Source organism: Janthinobacterium rivuli, assembly GCF_029690045.1.
Classification (GTDB): domain Bacteria; phylum Pseudomonadota; class Gammaproteobacteria; order Burkholderiales; family Burkholderiaceae_D; genus Janthinobacterium; species Janthinobacterium rivuli.
The window spans coordinates 2,958,453-2,974,377 of record NZ_CP121464.1 but is presented as its reverse complement, the minus strand read 5'-3'; the positions used below and the strand labels follow the sequence as shown (position 1 = coordinate 2,974,377).

Below are 15,925 nucleotides of genomic sequence, written 5' to 3'. Positions count from 1 at the left end.
GTAAAAGGTGGCGCGCACGGACGGGCCGTGCGCGCGATTGCCGAGATTATAGGCCAGCGGGGATGCCGGCCGGGGTTTCACCGTTAAAACAAACGCGTCAAAACTTCATTTCCAGGGTCGCGCGCGCCTGCGGTGAACTCGGCGAAATGCTGTTGCGCACGATGGTGCCGCTGGCGTCCGCATACGCTGTGGTGCTTTCGAAGTCTTGCGCCAGCAAATTCGACACGGCCAGGCGCAGCTGGTTCTTCGCATCGAATTTCCACAGCGCATAAATGTCGACGTCGCGCCGCGGCGACGTATAGGCGCTCTGGCGCTCGGTGATGCGCACGGGGCCGCCATTGCGGAAGTTGAAGCTGCCGCCCGTCGTCAGCACACCGTCCGGCGTCTTGTAATCGAGACCGAAGTTGCCGCTGACGGGGGTTTGCTGGTCGAGCCGGTTGTTTGGCCCCGGCACCTGCTCCACCTGCGACCAGTTGCGGCTGACGCTGGCGCGCAAGTCGATGGCGGGCACGGGCGCGGCCAGCACGGCGCGCAGCGGGAACTTCGCCTCCAGTTCCAGTGTCTGAGTATTCGCGCGGCCATCATTGACGGGGGTGGACACCCAGCGATCATTGATGAACAGCAAGCCTTGGCGCGTATAGCCATCGATACGGCGGGCCGAGGCGCGCGCGCTGAGCAAAGCGCCTTCGGCCCAGTAGTGCTCGTACGAGGCGTCGATGCCCAGCGCCAGCTCCGGTTTCAGGTAGGGATTGCCTTCGCGGTCGGGGTCAGTCTGGCTATTGTTGGTCGAGGTATTACGACGCGGAATCAGGCTCGCCGTGGGCTGCGCCTTGTAGGTGCGCGTCAGGGCCAGGCGTACCTGGTCACCCTTGGTATCAGGCAACTTCCACAAGGTTTGCAACAGCGGGCTCCACACGCTGGTGCGCTGGTTCACTTCATCATAGGTATTGCCCGCGCTGCGCGTGTCTATGCCTTCCCAGCGTACGCCCGCATACATGGACCAGCGCGGCGTGATTTCCCAGTCGTCCTGCACAAACAGGGCCAGACGCTTGATGGTGGCATCGAAACCTTCGTCGCTGTCGACGGGCGGGCGCGCACCCGAGGTGCCCAGCACCGCTTCGCGCTGGCGGCGCGTTTCCTCGCGCTCCGTGTAGGCACCGTCCCAGCCCATCGACAGGGCGTGGCCGGGCAGCAAGGGCGTGGAATACTTGCCGGTCGAACTGACGCCGTTTTCCGTCGCCTTCACGCCCACTTTGCGCTCGAGCGCCAGGCCGCTGCCATCGATAAAGCCCTGCTGCAGGCTATCGGACGTATTGCGGGCGGCCGAGGCGCCGATTTTCAATTCCAGCCGGGCGCCGCCGGCCAGCTTGTGCATCCACGTCAGGTCGCTGCGGCCGAAGGCATTGTGGTTGCTGGAGCCGCCCGTATTGGTGTCGTAATCGGGGCGCAAGCCCTGCTGCGTTTCCGCGTGGCTGAAATTGCGGTGGTTCGAGCGCCCGCCATTGAAAAAGAATTGCGCCGTCACATTGTCGCCGTTGGACAGCACCCAGTTCAGGCGCGGCGACAGATTGATGCCTTCCGGGCGGCCATCACCCGTGCCATTCGTGCGGCGCAGCAGGTTTTGCCGGCCATCGGGCGCGTAGCCCAGTTCCAGCCCGGGATTGTCGTAATGATAGTCGTAGCGGAACAGCGAGCCGGCCAGCGAATACGAAAAATTGCCGTCGCGGTCGGACAGTTGCACGTTGACGCTGGGCGAAAAGCTCACGTCGCTACCCTGCACGCCCAGCTTGAGCTCGCGCTGCGCCGTCTTCACGGCTTTCTTGAGCACCACATTGATGGTGCCGGCAATCGACTGCGTACTGTATTCGGCGCTGGCCGCATGCAAAATCTCGATGCGTTCGATCACATCCGGCGACAGGGTGTCGAGCGAAAAACCGGCCGGCGCCCGCTCGCCATTGAGCAATATCTGCGTGTAGCCGCTGCCCAGGCCGCGCATGCGGATTTCGCCGCCCGAGCGCCCGGCCGCGCCGGAAACCGTGATGCCGGGCAAGCGTTTGAGCACGTCGGTGACATTCGTGTCGCCATACTTGAGGATTTCCTCGCTGCCAACGACCATCTTGCTGGCCGTATCGTCGCGGCGCGGATCATAGCCGCTGCCCTTGACTTCAACGGTTTGCATCGCGGGCGCGGCGGGCTTTTCAGCCTTCAGCGGCGCAGAGGCAGCGGCAGCGTCGGCTGGCGCTTCGGATTGCTGGGCCTGGACATTCCAGGCAAGTAAAACGGCTGAACAAAGGACGGTAAGGCGAAGGCAACGGCGTGGCATCATGACCTGGCTAAAAAAGTTGGCTGAATAAAAATGGCTAAAAGCTAAAAAACAGGCCGCTGTATTGTGCTTTAATTTTTTCCAAGTGACACAGTTTCCTGAAAATATTTCCTATAGCAAATTAAATTCGGCGGCGGGCTGCGATACGCACCCTTGCATACGGCGCATAGTATTGCGCGCCACATCGCCGCTATAATGCGTTTTCACCATTGTTCCCATCACCCCGTCAAAGGCTTCCCATCGTGTCTGACCGTCTTGCCGTCCTGCCTCAATATCTGCTTCCCAAAGGAGCGTTGACCAACTTTGCCGGCCGGATCGCCGGCGCCAAAGGCGGCGCCATGACCACGCGTTTGATCCGCTGGTTCGTCGGCCGCTACAACGTCAACATGGATGAGGCGCTGGATCCGGACATCACGCACTACACGAGCTTTAACGACTTTTTCACGCGCGCGCTGCGCCCCGATGCCCGTCCGCTGGCCCAGGCCGACTACGTCTGCCCCGTCGATGGCCGCATCAGCCAGTTCGGCACGATCGACAAGGACCAGATCTTCCAGGCCAAGGGCCACAACTTCAGCACGACGGCCCTGGTCGGCGGCGATGCGGCACTGGCGGCCCAGTTCGAGCACGGCAGCTTCGCCAATCTGTACCTGAGCCCGCGCGACTACCACCGCATCCACATGCCCTGCGACGGCCGCTTGACGCGCATGATTTATGTGCCCGGTGAATTGTTCTCCGTCAACCCGACGACGGCGCGCGGCATTCCCGGCCTGTTCGCCCGCAACGAGCGCGTCGTCTGCGTGTTCGACACGGCCAACGGCCCCTTCGTCATGACTCTGGTCGGCGCCACCATCGTCGGCAGCATGGCCACCGTCTGGCACGGCGTCGTCAACCCGCCCCGCACGGGACAGGTGCGCGACTGGAGCTATGCGAACGACAACGTGGTGCTGAAACAGGGTGAAGAGCTGGGACGCTTCCTGCTCGGCTCCACAGTCGTCATGCTGTTCCCGAAAGACACCGTGACGTTCAATGCCAACTGGCAACCGACCGGCCCCGTGCAGCTGGGCGAGGTCATGGGCAACCTGCCCAAGTAAAGCATCCGGACGCGCGCCTAGACGGGCGCGTCCGTGCGATACATCTCCTCCATCAGATCCAGAAACGCGCGCGTCTTGGCCGGCATCAAGCGCCGGCCAGGAAACACGGCCCAACCCGTGACCAGCGGGAAACTCCACTCGGGCAGCACGCGCACCAATTCCCCCGTCGCCACATACGCCTTGGCAAAACGGTCCGTGCTGGCCGCGATGCCCACGCCCGTGCACGCCATGCGCACCAGCAATTCCGGCGAGTTGGCCAGCAGGCGCACGGGCAGATCGCGTTCCCACGTCGTCTTGCCGCGGATCAAAGTCCAGTGCACGAGGCCATGCACGGCCCGTGGCAAGCTGAGCAGATCATGGCCATATAAATCGTCGGGATGCTCGGGCAAGCCGTGCACGCTCGTGTATTGCGGCGAGGCATACAACGCCAGGGTGCTGAAGGCCACGCGGCGCGCGGACAGGCTGGCGTCGTCGGGCAAGTTGCCCATGCGGATGGCCAGGTCGAAATTTTCTTCCAGCAAATCCACCCTGCGCGCCGACAAGTCCAGTTCCAGCGAAATGGCAGGATAGCGGCGCACGAACTCGGCCAGCACCTGGCGCATCAGGGTGTCGCCAAAGTCGGCCGGCATGGAAATGCGCAGCAAGCCGCTGGGCCCGGCCTGCCGGTGCTGCGCCAAGGCGCCGGCCGCCTCCGTTTCCTCGACCACCTTGCGCGCATGCTCGAGCAGGCTGGCGCCAAACTCCGTCAGCGCCAGCTTGCGCGTGGTGCGCAGCAGCAGCCGTTCACCCAACTTCGCTTCCAGCAGCGAGATGCGGCGCGACAGGGTCGATTTGGGCAAGTCCACACGCACGGCGGCGCGACTGAAACTGCCGCATTCGACGACTCTGGCAAACAGCAATAAATCTCCGGGATCGATATCCATACTTTTGATTGTTCCATGAGTGGATTAATGTTATCCATTTTAACGGCTTCCGCATCAATTTTGGAATTGCTATAGTTCATCCATCGCAAGACACCTCACAACGGAGAAAACAAGATGAACATCCTGCAAATCAATTCCAGCGCCCGCAGCACCGGTTCCGCCTCGACCCGCCTGGCTGACGCCATCGTCAGCCGCGTACAAGCAGCCAACCCGGGCGCCGCCCTCGTCCGCCGTGACCTGGCTGCCGCACCGCACCCCGTGCTCGACGAGCCGACGCTGCAAGCGCTGTTCACGCCAGCCGACAAGCGCACGCCGGAGCAAGCGGCCCGTATCGCCCTGGACGACGCATTGATTGCGCAAGTGCAAGCAGCTGACGTGATCGTCATCGGCGCGCCGATGTACAACTTCGGCATCACCGTGCAACTGAAAAGCTGGTTCGACGCGATTGCCCGCGCCAACGTCACCTTCAAGTACACGGAAAACGGCCCTGTTGGCCTCTTGAGCGGCAAGAAAGTCTACGTGGGCCTGTCCCGCGGCGGCTTGCACCGCGACAGCGCCAACGATAGCCAGGTGCCTTACCTGAACACCATGTTCGGCTTCCTGGGCCTGACCGACGTGCAATATGTGTATTCGGAAGGCATGGGCATGGGTCCGGAAGCCGTGGCCAAGGCGCAAGCCCAGGCGGACGCCGAGATCAACGCCATTTTGGTGTAATCCCAGCAGTGAAAGGGGCGGCGCACTGGCGCCGTCCTGGCCTAGAGGAGAAAGCAATGAGCGACATCACCACCGTCAACAAGCCACGCGCCGTCGAGCGCGTGATCGCCGGCCAGGCCGTCATGGATGGCGCCGGCGTGAAGATCAACCGCGTGCTGACGCAGCAGTTGCAGCGCCGTCTCGACCCGTTTTTGATGCTCGACAATTTCGCCAGCGACAAGCCGAACGACTATATCGCCGGCTTCCCCGAGCATCCGCACCGCGGTTTCGAAACCGTGTCGTACATGATCACGGGACGCATGCGCCACAAGGACAGCGCCGGCCACGAAGGCTTGCTGACGTCGGGCGGCGTGCAATGGATGACGGCCGGCAGCGGCGTGATCCATTCGGAAATGCCGGAGCAGGAAGAAGGCGTGATGGAAGGTTTTCAGCTGTGGCTGAACCTGCCCGCGCGCGACAAGATGCGCACGCCGTGGTACCGCGATTTCACGAGCAGTGAAATCCCCCGCTACACGACGGAGGCAGGTGTCGCCGTGCAAGTGATCGCCGGCGAGAGCCATGGCGTGACGGGCGCCGTGCAGCGCGAACTGACGGAACCGTTGTACCTCGACATCGACCTGCCAGCCGGCGCCAGTTTCGAGCAGCCCTTGCCGCCAGGCCATAACGCCTTCATCTACACGTTCCGTGGCGAAGTGCAGGTCGACGGCAAGGCCGTGCCCGCCCTGCGCATGGCCATCTTCGCCAACACGCCGGGCAGCGACGGCGTGCGCATCGAAGCGCCCGAAGGCGGCCGCGTGATCTTCGTCGCCGGCCAGCCCTTGAACGAGCCCATCGCGCAGTATGGCCCGTTCGTCATGAATACCCAGGCGGAAGTATTCCAGGCCGTACAGGATTTCCGCGAAGGCAAGTTTGGCGAGACGGCGGCGCAGTAAAGTTATTTGCTCCAGGTAAAACCTGCAGCGCCTCGCGGCCTGCAGGTTTTTTTATGCGCCGACTATGTTGTTGCTTTTCAATTACACTGACGGCAACATCATTCCACAAAGCATTCCATGCATCCCACGCACGACAACACCGAACACGACGCCACCCATCTGCACGCCCACCTGAAGGGCGACGCCAAGCATACCCACTCGTTCGAGGGACGCAGCCAGAGCATCCTCGCGTGGGCGCTGGGGCTGACCCTGTCATTCGCCGGCATCGAGGTCATCGCCGGTTTCATGTCCAATTCGCTGGCCCTGATTTCCGACGCGGGCCACATGGTCACGGACGCGGCCGCGCTGGGCCTGGCCCTGCTGGCGCAGCTGATCGCGCGCCGCCCGCCTTCCCCGCGCCACTCGTTCGGCTTTGGCCGCGCCGAAGCGCTGGCCGCCTTCGTCAACGGTCTGGCCATGCTGTGCGTGGTGGGCTGGATCTGCTATGAAGCCGTGCAGCGCTTTTCCGCACCGCAAACCGTGCAAGGCGGCATGGTCTTCGTCGTCGCCTTCATCGGCCTGGCCATCAACCTGGTGGTGGCGTGGGTATTATCGAAAGACAAGCAAAGCGTCAACACACGCGCCGCCCTCGTGCACGTGATGGGCGATTTGCTCGGTTCGGTCGCCGCCATCGTCGCCGGCGCCGTGATTTACTTTACGGGCTGGATGCAGATCGACCCGCTGCTGTCCGTGCTGGTGTCGCTGCTGATTTTAAAATCGACATTCGGCGTGCTGCGCGAGTCCTACCACTTTCTGATGGAAGGCGTGCCCATGCACATTGACTACATCGAAGTGGGCACGGACGTGGAGCAGGTGGACGGCGTGATCGCCGTGCACGATTTGCACGTGTGGGACATGTCGCCGGGCCAGCCGGCCCTGATCGGCCACGTGGAGATCGAACACCTCGACCATTGGCCGAAGGTCTTGCGGGCGATCAAGAAGATGTTACTGAGTAAGCATGGCATCGACCACATTACCTTGCAGCCGGAGACGGCGGCGATGGCGGGGTTGCATCAGGGCGACAAGACGCACTAATTAAACCCAACGGCAAAGACCGGGGTCGTACCCTCAGGGTACGACCCCAGCTTCTGCACTTGGGGTTCAACAAAACTAACTACGCCGAGCCTCAAGAACACCACTGACGTCTTTAATTACATTCAGCGCCTTCAACAACTGCGCCGTCGAGCTGATCTCGGCCGTAAAGGTCATGCGGGCCTGGCCCTTGGCGCTTTGGGTGTTGACGCCGATCACGTTGATCTTTTCACGCGAAAAGATTTCGGAGATGTCGCGCAGCAAGCCCTGACGGTCACCGGCCAGGATGAAGATATCGACCGGATACACCGTGTCGTGCCCGCCCGTGCTGCCCCACTCGGTAAAAATCACACGCTCGGGCGACTTGGCGCGCATTTCCTCGAAATTTTTACACGTGGCGCGGTGGATGGAGACGCCCTTGCCGCGCGTGACGAAACCGACGATGCTGTCCGGCGGCGCCGGCTTGCAGCATTTGGCCAGCACGGTCATGAGGCCTTCCGTGCCCACCACCAGCACGCCGGACTTGGCGCCCTGCTCCACACTGGAAGCGCGGCTTTTACCCACCAGCACGGCGTCTTCCGGCACCACCACTTCGCCATTGTCGTGCAGCGCCTGCTCCACGTGGCGCAGGCTGAACTCATCCTTGCCCACCGACAGGAACAGCTCGTCGACTTTCGCAAAGCCCAGCTTTTGCGCCAGCGCCTCAAGGTTGACGGCCGTCTTGCCTTCGCGCTGCAATGACTTTTCCACCAGCGCGCGGCCGTGGGCCAGGGTTTCCTGCATGTCGATGGCGTGGAACCAGGCGCGGATTTTCGAGCGCGTGCGCGTGCTGACGGCGTAGCCGGCGCTGAGCCAGTCGCGCGACGGTCCGGCCGTGCCCGGCGCGCCCTTGGCCGTGATGATTTCGCAGGTCTGGCCGTTTTTCAGTTGCGTATTCAGGGGCACCATGATGCCGTCGACCTTGGCGCCGCGGCAGCGGTGGCCCACATCCGTGTGCAGGTGATAGGCAAAATCGACGGGCGTGGCGCCGACCGGCAACTCCAGCACCCGCGCCTGCGGCGTCATGACGAAGATGCGGTCGTCCAAGGTGGCGGATTTGAGCTTTTCCACCCATTCGCGCTGGATTTCTTCCTGGCCCACGACGGCGTCGGCCACTTCCGTTTTCCAGGCCAGCAACTGGCGCAGCCAGGCGATCTTTTCGTCGTATTTCTGGCCGGCAAAGTTCGAGCCGCCCTCTTCCTTGTAGCGCCAGTGCGCGGCCACGCCGTATTCGGCAAAGCTGTGCATTTCATTGGTGCGGATTTGCACTTCCAGCGGGCGGCCATCCTCGGCCGTCACCACCGTGTGCAGCGACTGGTAACCGTTGGGTTTCGGCCGCGAAATGTAATCGTCGAATTCTTTCGGGATGGGGGTCCAGATATTGTGGACCACGCCCAGCACCGTGTAGCAGGTTTTCACGTCGGCAACGATGACGCGGAAGGCGCGCACGTCGTACAGGGCCGTAAAGTCCAGCTCCTTGCCGCGCATCTTGTTCCAGATGCTGTAAATGTGTTTCGGGCGGCCAAACACTTCCGCCTGGATACCGGCCGAAGCCAGTTCCGTCTGCAGGCGCAAAATCGCGGAGGAAACAAAACCCTCGCGCATCATGCGCTTTTCTTCCAGCATCTTGGCGATGCGTTTATACGCTTCCGGCTCGATGAAGCGGAACGACAGGTCTTCCAGTTCCCACTTCAGTTGCCAGATGCCGAGGCGGTTGGCCAGCGGCGCGTACAAATCCAGCGTTTCCTTGCCGTATTCACGCGTCATTTCGTTGAACAGCTTTAATTCAGCAAAGTAACGCAAGGTCGTCACGCAGGCGGCCAGGCGCACCAGCACGACACGCATGTCGGACGCCATCGCCAGCAACATCTTGCGCAGGGTTTCCACCTGGGCCACGGCTTGCTGCGCCGCATTCTTGCCGCGCCCGCCGACACTGCCGTGCTGCGCCTGGGTCAGCGCGCGCAAGCGGATCAGCTGGCGCACGCCGGTGGCCAGGTCGCACACCTGCTTGCCGAAGCGTGGCTCGATGTCGGCCGCCGTATCCGGTTCCAGCAAGGTCAGCTCGAACATCAGGCCGGCGATGCGCGTTTCCGCATCGCTGCGCAGGAAAGCCAGGGTGGTGGCTACGCCGATGGCGAACTCCAGCGCGGAACGGCCGGCAAAGGTCTGCTTGTCGCCATACGCTTCGGTGGCATACGCGAGCGCGTCCAGCACGCGCGCGCAGTCCGGCGCACTCAAGCCCTCTACCAGTTGTTCCGATGTGACGCTATTCGGGGCCGAGATGGAAACCATGTATTACCTTATAAACTTGATGACTCAACAGCTTGAAAAACTTAGCGTTCTGCAGCGATGATGACGATTTCAACCAGGCATGCCGGATTGGCCAGTTTCGCTTCCACCGTGGCGCGCGGCGGCGTGTGGCCTGAGGCGACCCAGTCGTCCCACACTTCATTCATGCCGGGGAAATCCTTCATGTCGGCGATGTAGATCTGGCACGACAGGATGCAAGTCTTGTCGCTGCCCGCTTCCATCAGCAGACGGTCGACGTGGCCGAGCACTTCGCGCGTCTGGCCGACGATGCCTTGCGTGGTATCTTCGGCGATCTGGCCCGCCAGGTAGATGGTGTTGTTGTGTATGGCTACTTCGGAGAGGCGTTTGCCTACGTGCAGTCGTGTAATTTCCATGCTTCTTCTTTCGGTTGTTTCAAAATCTGTACAGCGTTACTGATTGTTACTGACTATTACTTGCCCAGCAAAAACTTGCGGGCGATGGCGATCTGGTCGTCGTGGACGAAAGTGGGCGCATGGCCCACGCCGGCGATTTCCACCAGCTCCGCCTTCGGGCCGCGACCGAGCATGATCTGCGCCGTCTCGCGCGACAGCAGGTCCGATTCCGACCCGCGCACCAGCAAGGTGGGGCAGCGCACGGCATCATACGCGGCCCACAGCATGGCTTCGTCGCTGGCCGCCGATTCCGGCGTGGCCGAGCGGAACGGCATGGCCAGTCCCATATCATAGTGGCGGCGCCAGTGCCCATCTTTATCCTGGCGCAACACATCCACCGCCAGTTTATGCCATTCCGCGTCCGTGTGCGGGCCGAAGCTGGCGGACACGTCGCGCACGAACCTGGCGCCCTGTTCAAACGTCTCGAAACGCAAGTCCTGGCCGATGTAGTCGCCGATGCGCTGCAAGGCTTCCGGCGCCAGAGTCGGGCCGATATCGTTCAGCACCAGTTTGCTGATCGGGCTGTTGGGCAACGAGGCCAGGCCCAGGCCGATCAAGCCGCCCATCGACGTACCGAACCAGTCCACCGTCTGGCGCTCGCCATTGGCCAGCACGCGCGCCAGCAGGGTCACCATGTCGCTCACATATTGCGGCACGCGGTAAAACTGGGGATTGGCCAGCCAGCCCGAGCGCCCGCGTCCCACCACGTCGGGGCAGATCACGCGGTAATCGCTGGCCATGGCGCGCGCCAGGTTGTCGAAGTCGTCCGCCACCCGCGTCACGCCATGGGCGCAGACGAGCACGTTCGGATTATCGGCCGCGCCCCACTCCTTGTACGACATGGTATGCAAGCCTGCGGGGGAGATGCATTGCACGGATTTGATGCTCGCTTCGATCATGCCAATTCCTTATTCGATATAAAAAGAGCACCGCTTCCTGCCCGCCAGGAGGTGTCCCGCGCGCGACGCTACGGCAGTGTAGCGCAGCGCGGGCAATGCTCCAAGCGCGCGCCTGAAATGCTGCGCCGCAGCACAGCACTGGCACGGTCGCCATGGCGCAATACCCGATATAGCGAAAATGCATATCTGCGGTTATCCACAATTGAGGCGGCCTGGCAATGGGCGGATGATCGCAGCATCAACCCGCAAGAGGAGACCACTCGTGAAAAAACCATTCTATAAAATCCTGTACGTACAGGTGCTGTTCGCCATCGTGGCCGGCGTGCTGCTGGGGGTGTTCTACCCTTCGAACGCCGTCGACATGAAACCGCTGGGCGACGGCTTTATCAAACTGATCAAGATGATCATCGCCCCGGTGATCTTCTGTACCGTGGTCTCCGGTATCGCCGGCATGCAGGACGTCAAGAAGATCGGCCGAGTGGGCGGCAAGGCGCTGCTGTACTTCGAAGTGGTCTCCACCTTCGCGCTGGCCATCGGCTTGCTGGTCGCCAATATCCTCAAACCGGGCGCCGGTTTCAACGCCGATCCGGCCCACCTGGACGCCAAGTCGATCGCGCAATACACGCACGCCGAAGGCATGTCGACGGTCGACTTCGTGATGAACATCATTCCGAAGACCTTCGTTGACGCCTTCGCCAAGGGCGACATCCTGCAAGTGCTGTTGATCGCCATCCTGTTCGGCTTCTCGCTGTCACTGCTGGGCGAGCGCGGCCGTCCGGTCACCAAGCTGATCGACGAGCTGTCGCATGCCATCTTCGGCATGGTCAACATCATCATGAAAGTCGCTCCGATCGGCGCATTCGGCGCGATGGCATTTACCATCGGCAAATACGGCCTGGCTTCGCTGATCCCGCTGGCCAAGCTGATGGGCTCGTTCTACCTGACCTGCTTCCTGTTCGTCTTCGTCGTGCTGGGCCTGATCGCCAAGTACACGGGCTTCTCCATCGGCCGCTTCTTGCTGTACATCAAGGAAGAGCTGCTGATCGTGCTCGGTACCAGCTCGTCGGAATCGGCCCTGCCGGCCCTGATGAAAAAACTCGAACGCCTGGGCTGCTCCAAGCCAGTCGTCGGCCTGGTCGTGCCGACCGGCTACTCGTTCAACCTGGACGGCACCAATATCTACATGACCATGGCCGCCCTGTTCGTGGCGCAAGCCACCAACACGGAACTGACCATCTGGCAGGAACTGACCATCCTCGGCGTGGCGATGCTGACGTCGAAAGGCGCCTCCGGCATCACGGGCGCCGGCTTCATCACCCTGGCCGCGACCCTGGCCGTCGTGCCGACGATTCCTGTGGCCGGCATGGCGCTGATCCTGGGCATCGACCGCTTCATGAGCGAATGTCGCGCGCTGACCAATTTCGTCGGCAACGGCGTGGCCACCATCGTCGTGTCGAAATGGGAAAAGGAACTGGACATGGACAAGCTGCATAGCGAGCTGGCGAATCCAACCCACCCGACCGACGACGCGTATGTCGCCCCGGCCGTGAATATCGTCAAGTAAGCAGTACACTCCTTTGAAAGCCCCGCAGAGCGATCCGCGGGGCTTTTTTCATTGCGCGTGGGCTATCGATCGCATCATCAACCAATAGTAAATCATTCATCAATATTTACCATGATGATCAATGAATCAAAAACCATTACAGTACTGACTTACTGTTCGCCGCCAGGCTCGCGCATAATGACATTGCGTTAATGCAAGCCTGACACCGAACCATCCACCTTTGAATGGAGTACGTCATGTCCCTCTCGCCCGCCTTTTACGCCACCTGGAGCCCACGTTTGCTGGGCGTGCTGCGCATCATCCTTGGCTTTCTCTTCCTGCAACACGGCACGGCCAAGCTGTTCGGCGCGCCGCACGTGGCCATGTTCGATGGCTTGCAACTGTTTTCCGTGATGGGTGCGGCCGGCGTCATCGAACTGGTCGGCGGTACCTTGCTGCTGGTGGGCCTGTTCACGCGCCCCGTCGCCTTCATCCTGTCGGGCCAGATGGCGGCCGCCTATTTCATGGCGCACGCGCCAGCCGGCTTCCTGCCGATCCTGAATGGCGGCGAAATGGCCGTGATGTACTGCTTCACCTTCCTGTATTTCGCGGCAGCGGGCGCCGGCGCCTACAGCCTGGACGGGCTGCGCGGCAAGGCGGGCGCATAAAAAAGGGCGGACATCGCTGTCCGCCCTGCTTTCATACGACGATCCGCCTGGCTTACACGGCGGAGACGTCCAGCTCAGCGCCCGTGGCCGCCTGCACTTGTTCCTTGGTCACGCCCGGCGCCAGTTCCACCAGCTTCAGGCCGTTTTCCGTCACATCGATCACGCCCAGGTCGCTGATGATGACGTCGACCACGCCCACGCCCGTCAGCGGCAAGTCGCACTGTTTCAGCAGCTTGTGCGACGTCGTGCCATCCTTGGCCGTGGCCACGTGTTCCATCAGCACGACCACGCGCTTGACGCCGGCGACGAGGTCCATCGCGCCGCCCATGCCCTTGACCATTTTTCCTGGGATCATCCAGTTCGCCAGGTCGCCCTTTTCCGACACTTGCATGGCGCCCAGGATGGCCAGGTTGATCTTGCCGCCGCGGATCATGCCGAAAGAATCGGCCGAGCTGAAGTAGGCGGCGCCGGGCAAGGCCGTCACCGTCTGTTTACCCGCGTTGATCAGGTCGGCATCGACTTCCGCATCGGTGGGGAACGGGCCGATGCCCAATAAACCGTTTTCCGACTGCAGGAATACTTCGATGTTCTCCGGCACATAGTTCGCGACCAGGGTCGGCAAGCCGATGCCCAGGTTCACATAAAAGCCATCCTGCAATTCTTTCGCCGCGCGCGCGGCCATCTCATCTCTCGTCCAAGCCATGATTATCTCCGTATTCTGTTTTATGCTTCAGTGCGCACGGTGCGCTGCTCGATGCGTTTTTCCGGGTTCGCGTTGACCACGATGCGGTGCACGAAGATGCTCGGCGTATGGACCTGGTCCGGGTCGATTTCGCCCACTTCCACCAGTTTTTCCACTTCGACGATGGTGATCTTGCCGGCCATGGCCACGTTCGGGTTGAAATTGCGCGCCGTCTTGCGGTAGACCAAATTGCCGGCGCGGTCAGCCATGTAGGCTTTGACCAGCGACACGTCGGCCACGAGGCTGCGCTCCATCACGTATTGCTCGCCGTCGAATTCGCGCAGTTCCTTGCCGTCGGCAACGATGGTGCCCACGCCCGTCTTGGTGAAGAAGGCGGGAATGCCGGCGCCGCCGGCGCGCAGTTTTTCAGCCAGCGTGCCTTGCGGCGTGAATTCCAGTTCCAGTTCGCCGGCCAGGTACTGGCGCGCGAATTCCTTGTTTTCACCCACGTAGGAGGCGATCATTTTCTTGATCTGGCGCGTGGTCAAGAGCTGGCCCAGGCCGAAGCCGTCCACGCCGGCGTTATTCGAAATGGCCGTCAGGCCCGTCACGCCCGAATCGCGCAAGGCAGCGATCAGGGCTTCGGGAATGCCGCACAGGCCGAAGCCGCCGACGGCGATGGTCTGGCCATCTTGGACGATACCGGCCAGCGCCGAGGCGGCGTCAGGATAAACTTTATTCATGGGTGTCCCTCTATCTTTTGTTAAGCTTTGGTCTTGAGTCCATGACTCAGGCAGCGACTCAGCATAAAATACGCGAGTGGAAAGTACAATACCGTAGAACTACCGGCGCCGTGCCAGCAATCCCCCTGTGAGAGTGATACGTATCAGATGAACGCCGCGTCAGCCATCGATTATGAAAGCATCTTCCTGCACGCGCCCGTGGGCATGTGCATGTCGGAAAACCGTATCATGCGCAGCTGCAACGAAGCGCTGGCAGCCATGTTCGGCTATGCGCGCGCCCAGCTCGACGACCAGTCCTTCGAAGTACTCTACCCCACGCACGACGAATTCCTGCGCACGGGTGACCGCATCATCCCCATCATGAACGCCAAAGGCCGCTATTCGGACGAGCGCATCATGCGCCGCAGTAATGGGGAATTGTTCTGGTGCCACGTCACGGGCCACGCCATGCTGCCGAACAAACCGCTGGGAGCGGGCATCTGGACGTTCGAGGATGTCAGCGAGAAACGTCCCGTGACGGCCGAACTGACCCCGCGCGAGCGCGAAATCGCCGCCCTGCTGGTGGAAGGCAAGACCAGCAAGGTCATCGCCCGCCAGATCGACCTCAGCCCCCGCACGGTGGAAATGCACCGCGCCAAGCTGATGCGCAAGTTCGCCGCATCGACGTCGTCGGAACTCGTGCACAAGCTGGTGGGGCTGCAGCTGCAGCGTTAGAAGGTACTCATTCCACCGTCTGCGGAAATGATGGCGCCATTGATGAAATGCGAATCCTCGCCCGCCAGCAGCAGCAACAGGCCGTCGAGGTCTTCCGGCTTGCCCGGACGTTTATTCGGCAGCATTTCGATCAGCTTCTTGCCCTGCTCGGTGGCGAAGTAATCTTCATTGATTTCCGTGGAAATATAGCCGGGACAGATGGCGTTCGTGTTGATGCCATATTTTCCCCACTCCACGGCCATGGCGCGCGTCATGTGTACCATGCCCGCCTTGCTCATGCAGTACACGCCGATCTGCGGCAGCACCTGCAAGCCCGCCATCGAGGCGATATTGATGATGCGGTGCTGTTTTTTCGGGTCGCCCTTGGCGCGCGCGATCATGCGCTTGGCCGTTTGCTGGGCCACGAAGAACGATCCGCGCAGGTTGGTGTCCATCACGAACGAGTAATCTTCGGGCGTGACGTCAACCAGGCGTTGCGTGGTGGAGACACCGGAATTGTTGACGAGGATATCGATGGGGCCCGCTTCCGTTTCCGCATGCGCGATGGCCGACTTGATGCTGGCGAAGTCGGTCACGTCGAGCGACACCACGTGCGCGGCGCCGCCGTCCGCTTCGATTTCGGCGCGCAACTCCTTCAGGCGTTCGGTGCGGCGCGACGCCAGCACGACCTGTGCGCCGGCCTGGGCCAGCACTTTCGCAAAGCGCGCGCCGAGGCCGCTCGATGCGCCGGTAATCAGGGCAATCTTGCCCTCGAAATTGACTTCTATGCCCACGAGCTACTCCTGTTTTATTTTAGACAACACTCTGCGCCGTGCCTATGGCAATCGGGCACATTCCCCCGCAGCGCACTCGAGCAAAAG

15 protein-coding genes are annotated in these 15,925 nt (G+C 61.7%); 7 read left to right on the top strand and 8 right to left on the bottom strand.

All coding sequences use genetic code 11. From position 1 onward, the window contains the following. Positions 1–97: 97 nt before the first annotated feature. A complete protein-coding gene (locus P9875_RS13695) occupies positions 98–2,179 on the bottom strand; it encodes a TonB-dependent receptor plug domain-containing protein (RefSeq protein WP_278318689.1) in 2,082 nt (693 codons plus the stop codon). 386 nt (positions 2,180–2,565) lie between these two features. Between P9875_RS13695 and asd the strand changes: the two genes are divergently transcribed. Beyond that, a complete protein-coding gene (asd, locus tag P9875_RS13690; RefSeq protein WP_278318688.1) occupies positions 2,566–3,414 on the top strand; it encodes an archaetidylserine decarboxylase in 849 nt (282 codons plus the stop codon). 17 nt (positions 3,415–3,431) lie between these two features. Here the strand turns inward: asd and P9875_RS13685 are convergent, their stop codons facing one another. Continuing rightward, complete coding sequence (locus P9875_RS13685; protein WP_035818083.1) at positions 3,432–4,337, bottom strand: LysR family transcriptional regulator; 906 nt, start codon at positions 4,335–4,337, stop codon at positions 3,432–3,434. Positions 4,338–4,451: 114 nt separating this feature from the next. On the opposite strand from P9875_RS13685, the gene P9875_RS13680 reads away from it, so the two are divergent. The 3 genes from P9875_RS13680 (at position 4,452) to P9875_RS13670 (ending at position 7,057) form a co-directional block, all read left to right on the top strand. After that, positions 4,452–5,051 (top strand): FMN-dependent NADH-azoreductase, encoded by a 600-nt coding sequence (locus P9875_RS13680; protein WP_099402284.1) that lies wholly within the window; start codon positions 4,452–4,454, stop codon positions 5,049–5,051. Between the two features lie 56 nt (positions 5,052–5,107). Beyond that, positions 5,108–5,983, top strand: coding sequence for a pirin family protein (locus P9875_RS13675; protein WP_278318687.1), 876 nt, complete (start codon positions 5,108–5,110; stop codon positions 5,981–5,983). Positions 5,984–6,100: 117 nt separating this feature from the next. Next, a complete protein-coding gene (locus P9875_RS13670; protein WP_278318686.1) occupies positions 6,101–7,057 on the top strand; it encodes a cation diffusion facilitator family transporter in 957 nt (318 codons plus the stop codon). 75 nt (positions 7,058–7,132) lie between these two features. Here the strand turns inward: P9875_RS13670 and P9875_RS13665 are convergent, their stop codons facing one another. Genes P9875_RS13665 through P9875_RS13655 form a run of 3 tightly spaced genes read right to left on the bottom strand, consistent with a single transcriptional unit; the run spans position 7,133 to position 10,715 of the window. Beyond that, a complete protein-coding gene (locus tag P9875_RS13665) occupies positions 7,133–9,385 on the bottom strand; it encodes a RelA/SpoT family protein (protein ID WP_035818071.1) in 2,253 nt (750 codons plus the stop codon). 41 nt (positions 9,386–9,426) lie between these two features. After that, positions 9,427–9,777, bottom strand: a complete 351-nt coding sequence (locus P9875_RS13660; RefSeq protein ID WP_034784210.1) for a RidA family protein — start codon at positions 9,775–9,777, stop codon at positions 9,427–9,429. Between the two features lie 56 nt (positions 9,778–9,833). After that, a complete protein-coding gene (locus P9875_RS13655; RefSeq protein WP_035818069.1) occupies positions 9,834–10,715 on the bottom strand; it encodes an alpha/beta fold hydrolase in 882 nt (293 codons plus the stop codon). Between the two features lie 226 nt (positions 10,716–10,941). Here P9875_RS13655 and P9875_RS13650 point away from each other — a divergent pair, with 226 nt between their 5' ends. Together P9875_RS13650 and P9875_RS13645 are read left to right on the top strand one after the other, a co-directional pair. Continuing rightward, complete coding sequence (locus P9875_RS13650; RefSeq protein ID WP_278318685.1) at positions 10,942–12,279, top strand: dicarboxylate/amino acid:cation symporter; 1,338 nt, start codon at positions 10,942–10,944, stop codon at positions 12,277–12,279. A 236-nt stretch (positions 12,280–12,515) separates the two neighbouring features. Beyond that, a complete protein-coding gene (locus P9875_RS13645; protein ID WP_278318684.1) occupies positions 12,516–12,926 on the top strand; it encodes a DoxX family protein in 411 nt (136 codons plus the stop codon). A 52-nt stretch (positions 12,927–12,978) separates the two neighbouring features. Here the strand turns inward: P9875_RS13645 and P9875_RS13640 are convergent, their stop codons facing one another. Next, positions 12,979–13,629: a CoA transferase subunit B gene (locus P9875_RS13640; RefSeq protein ID WP_035818065.1), complete on the bottom strand. Its 651-nt coding sequence runs from the start codon at positions 13,627–13,629 to the stop codon at positions 12,979–12,981. 20 nt (positions 13,630–13,649) lie between these two features. Continuing rightward, positions 13,650–14,351, bottom strand: a complete 702-nt coding sequence (locus tag P9875_RS13635; protein WP_101480844.1) for a CoA transferase subunit A — start codon at positions 14,349–14,351, stop codon at positions 13,650–13,652. Positions 14,352–14,498: 147 nt separating this feature from the next. Between P9875_RS13635 and P9875_RS13630 the strand changes: the two genes are divergently transcribed. Continuing rightward, positions 14,499–15,065, top strand: a complete 567-nt coding sequence (locus tag P9875_RS13630) for a LuxR C-terminal-related transcriptional regulator (RefSeq protein ID WP_035818062.1) — start codon at positions 14,499–14,501, stop codon at positions 15,063–15,065. Here P9875_RS13630 and P9875_RS13625 read toward each other — a convergent pair. Next, positions 15,062–15,838 carry an SDR family oxidoreductase gene (locus tag P9875_RS13625; protein ID WP_034752351.1) on the bottom strand — a complete coding sequence of 259 codons (777 nt, stop codon included), beginning with the start codon at positions 15,836–15,838 and terminating at the stop codon, positions 15,062–15,064. The genes P9875_RS13630 and P9875_RS13625 overlap by 4 nt on opposite strands. Positions 15,839–15,925: the final 87 nt, after the last annotated feature.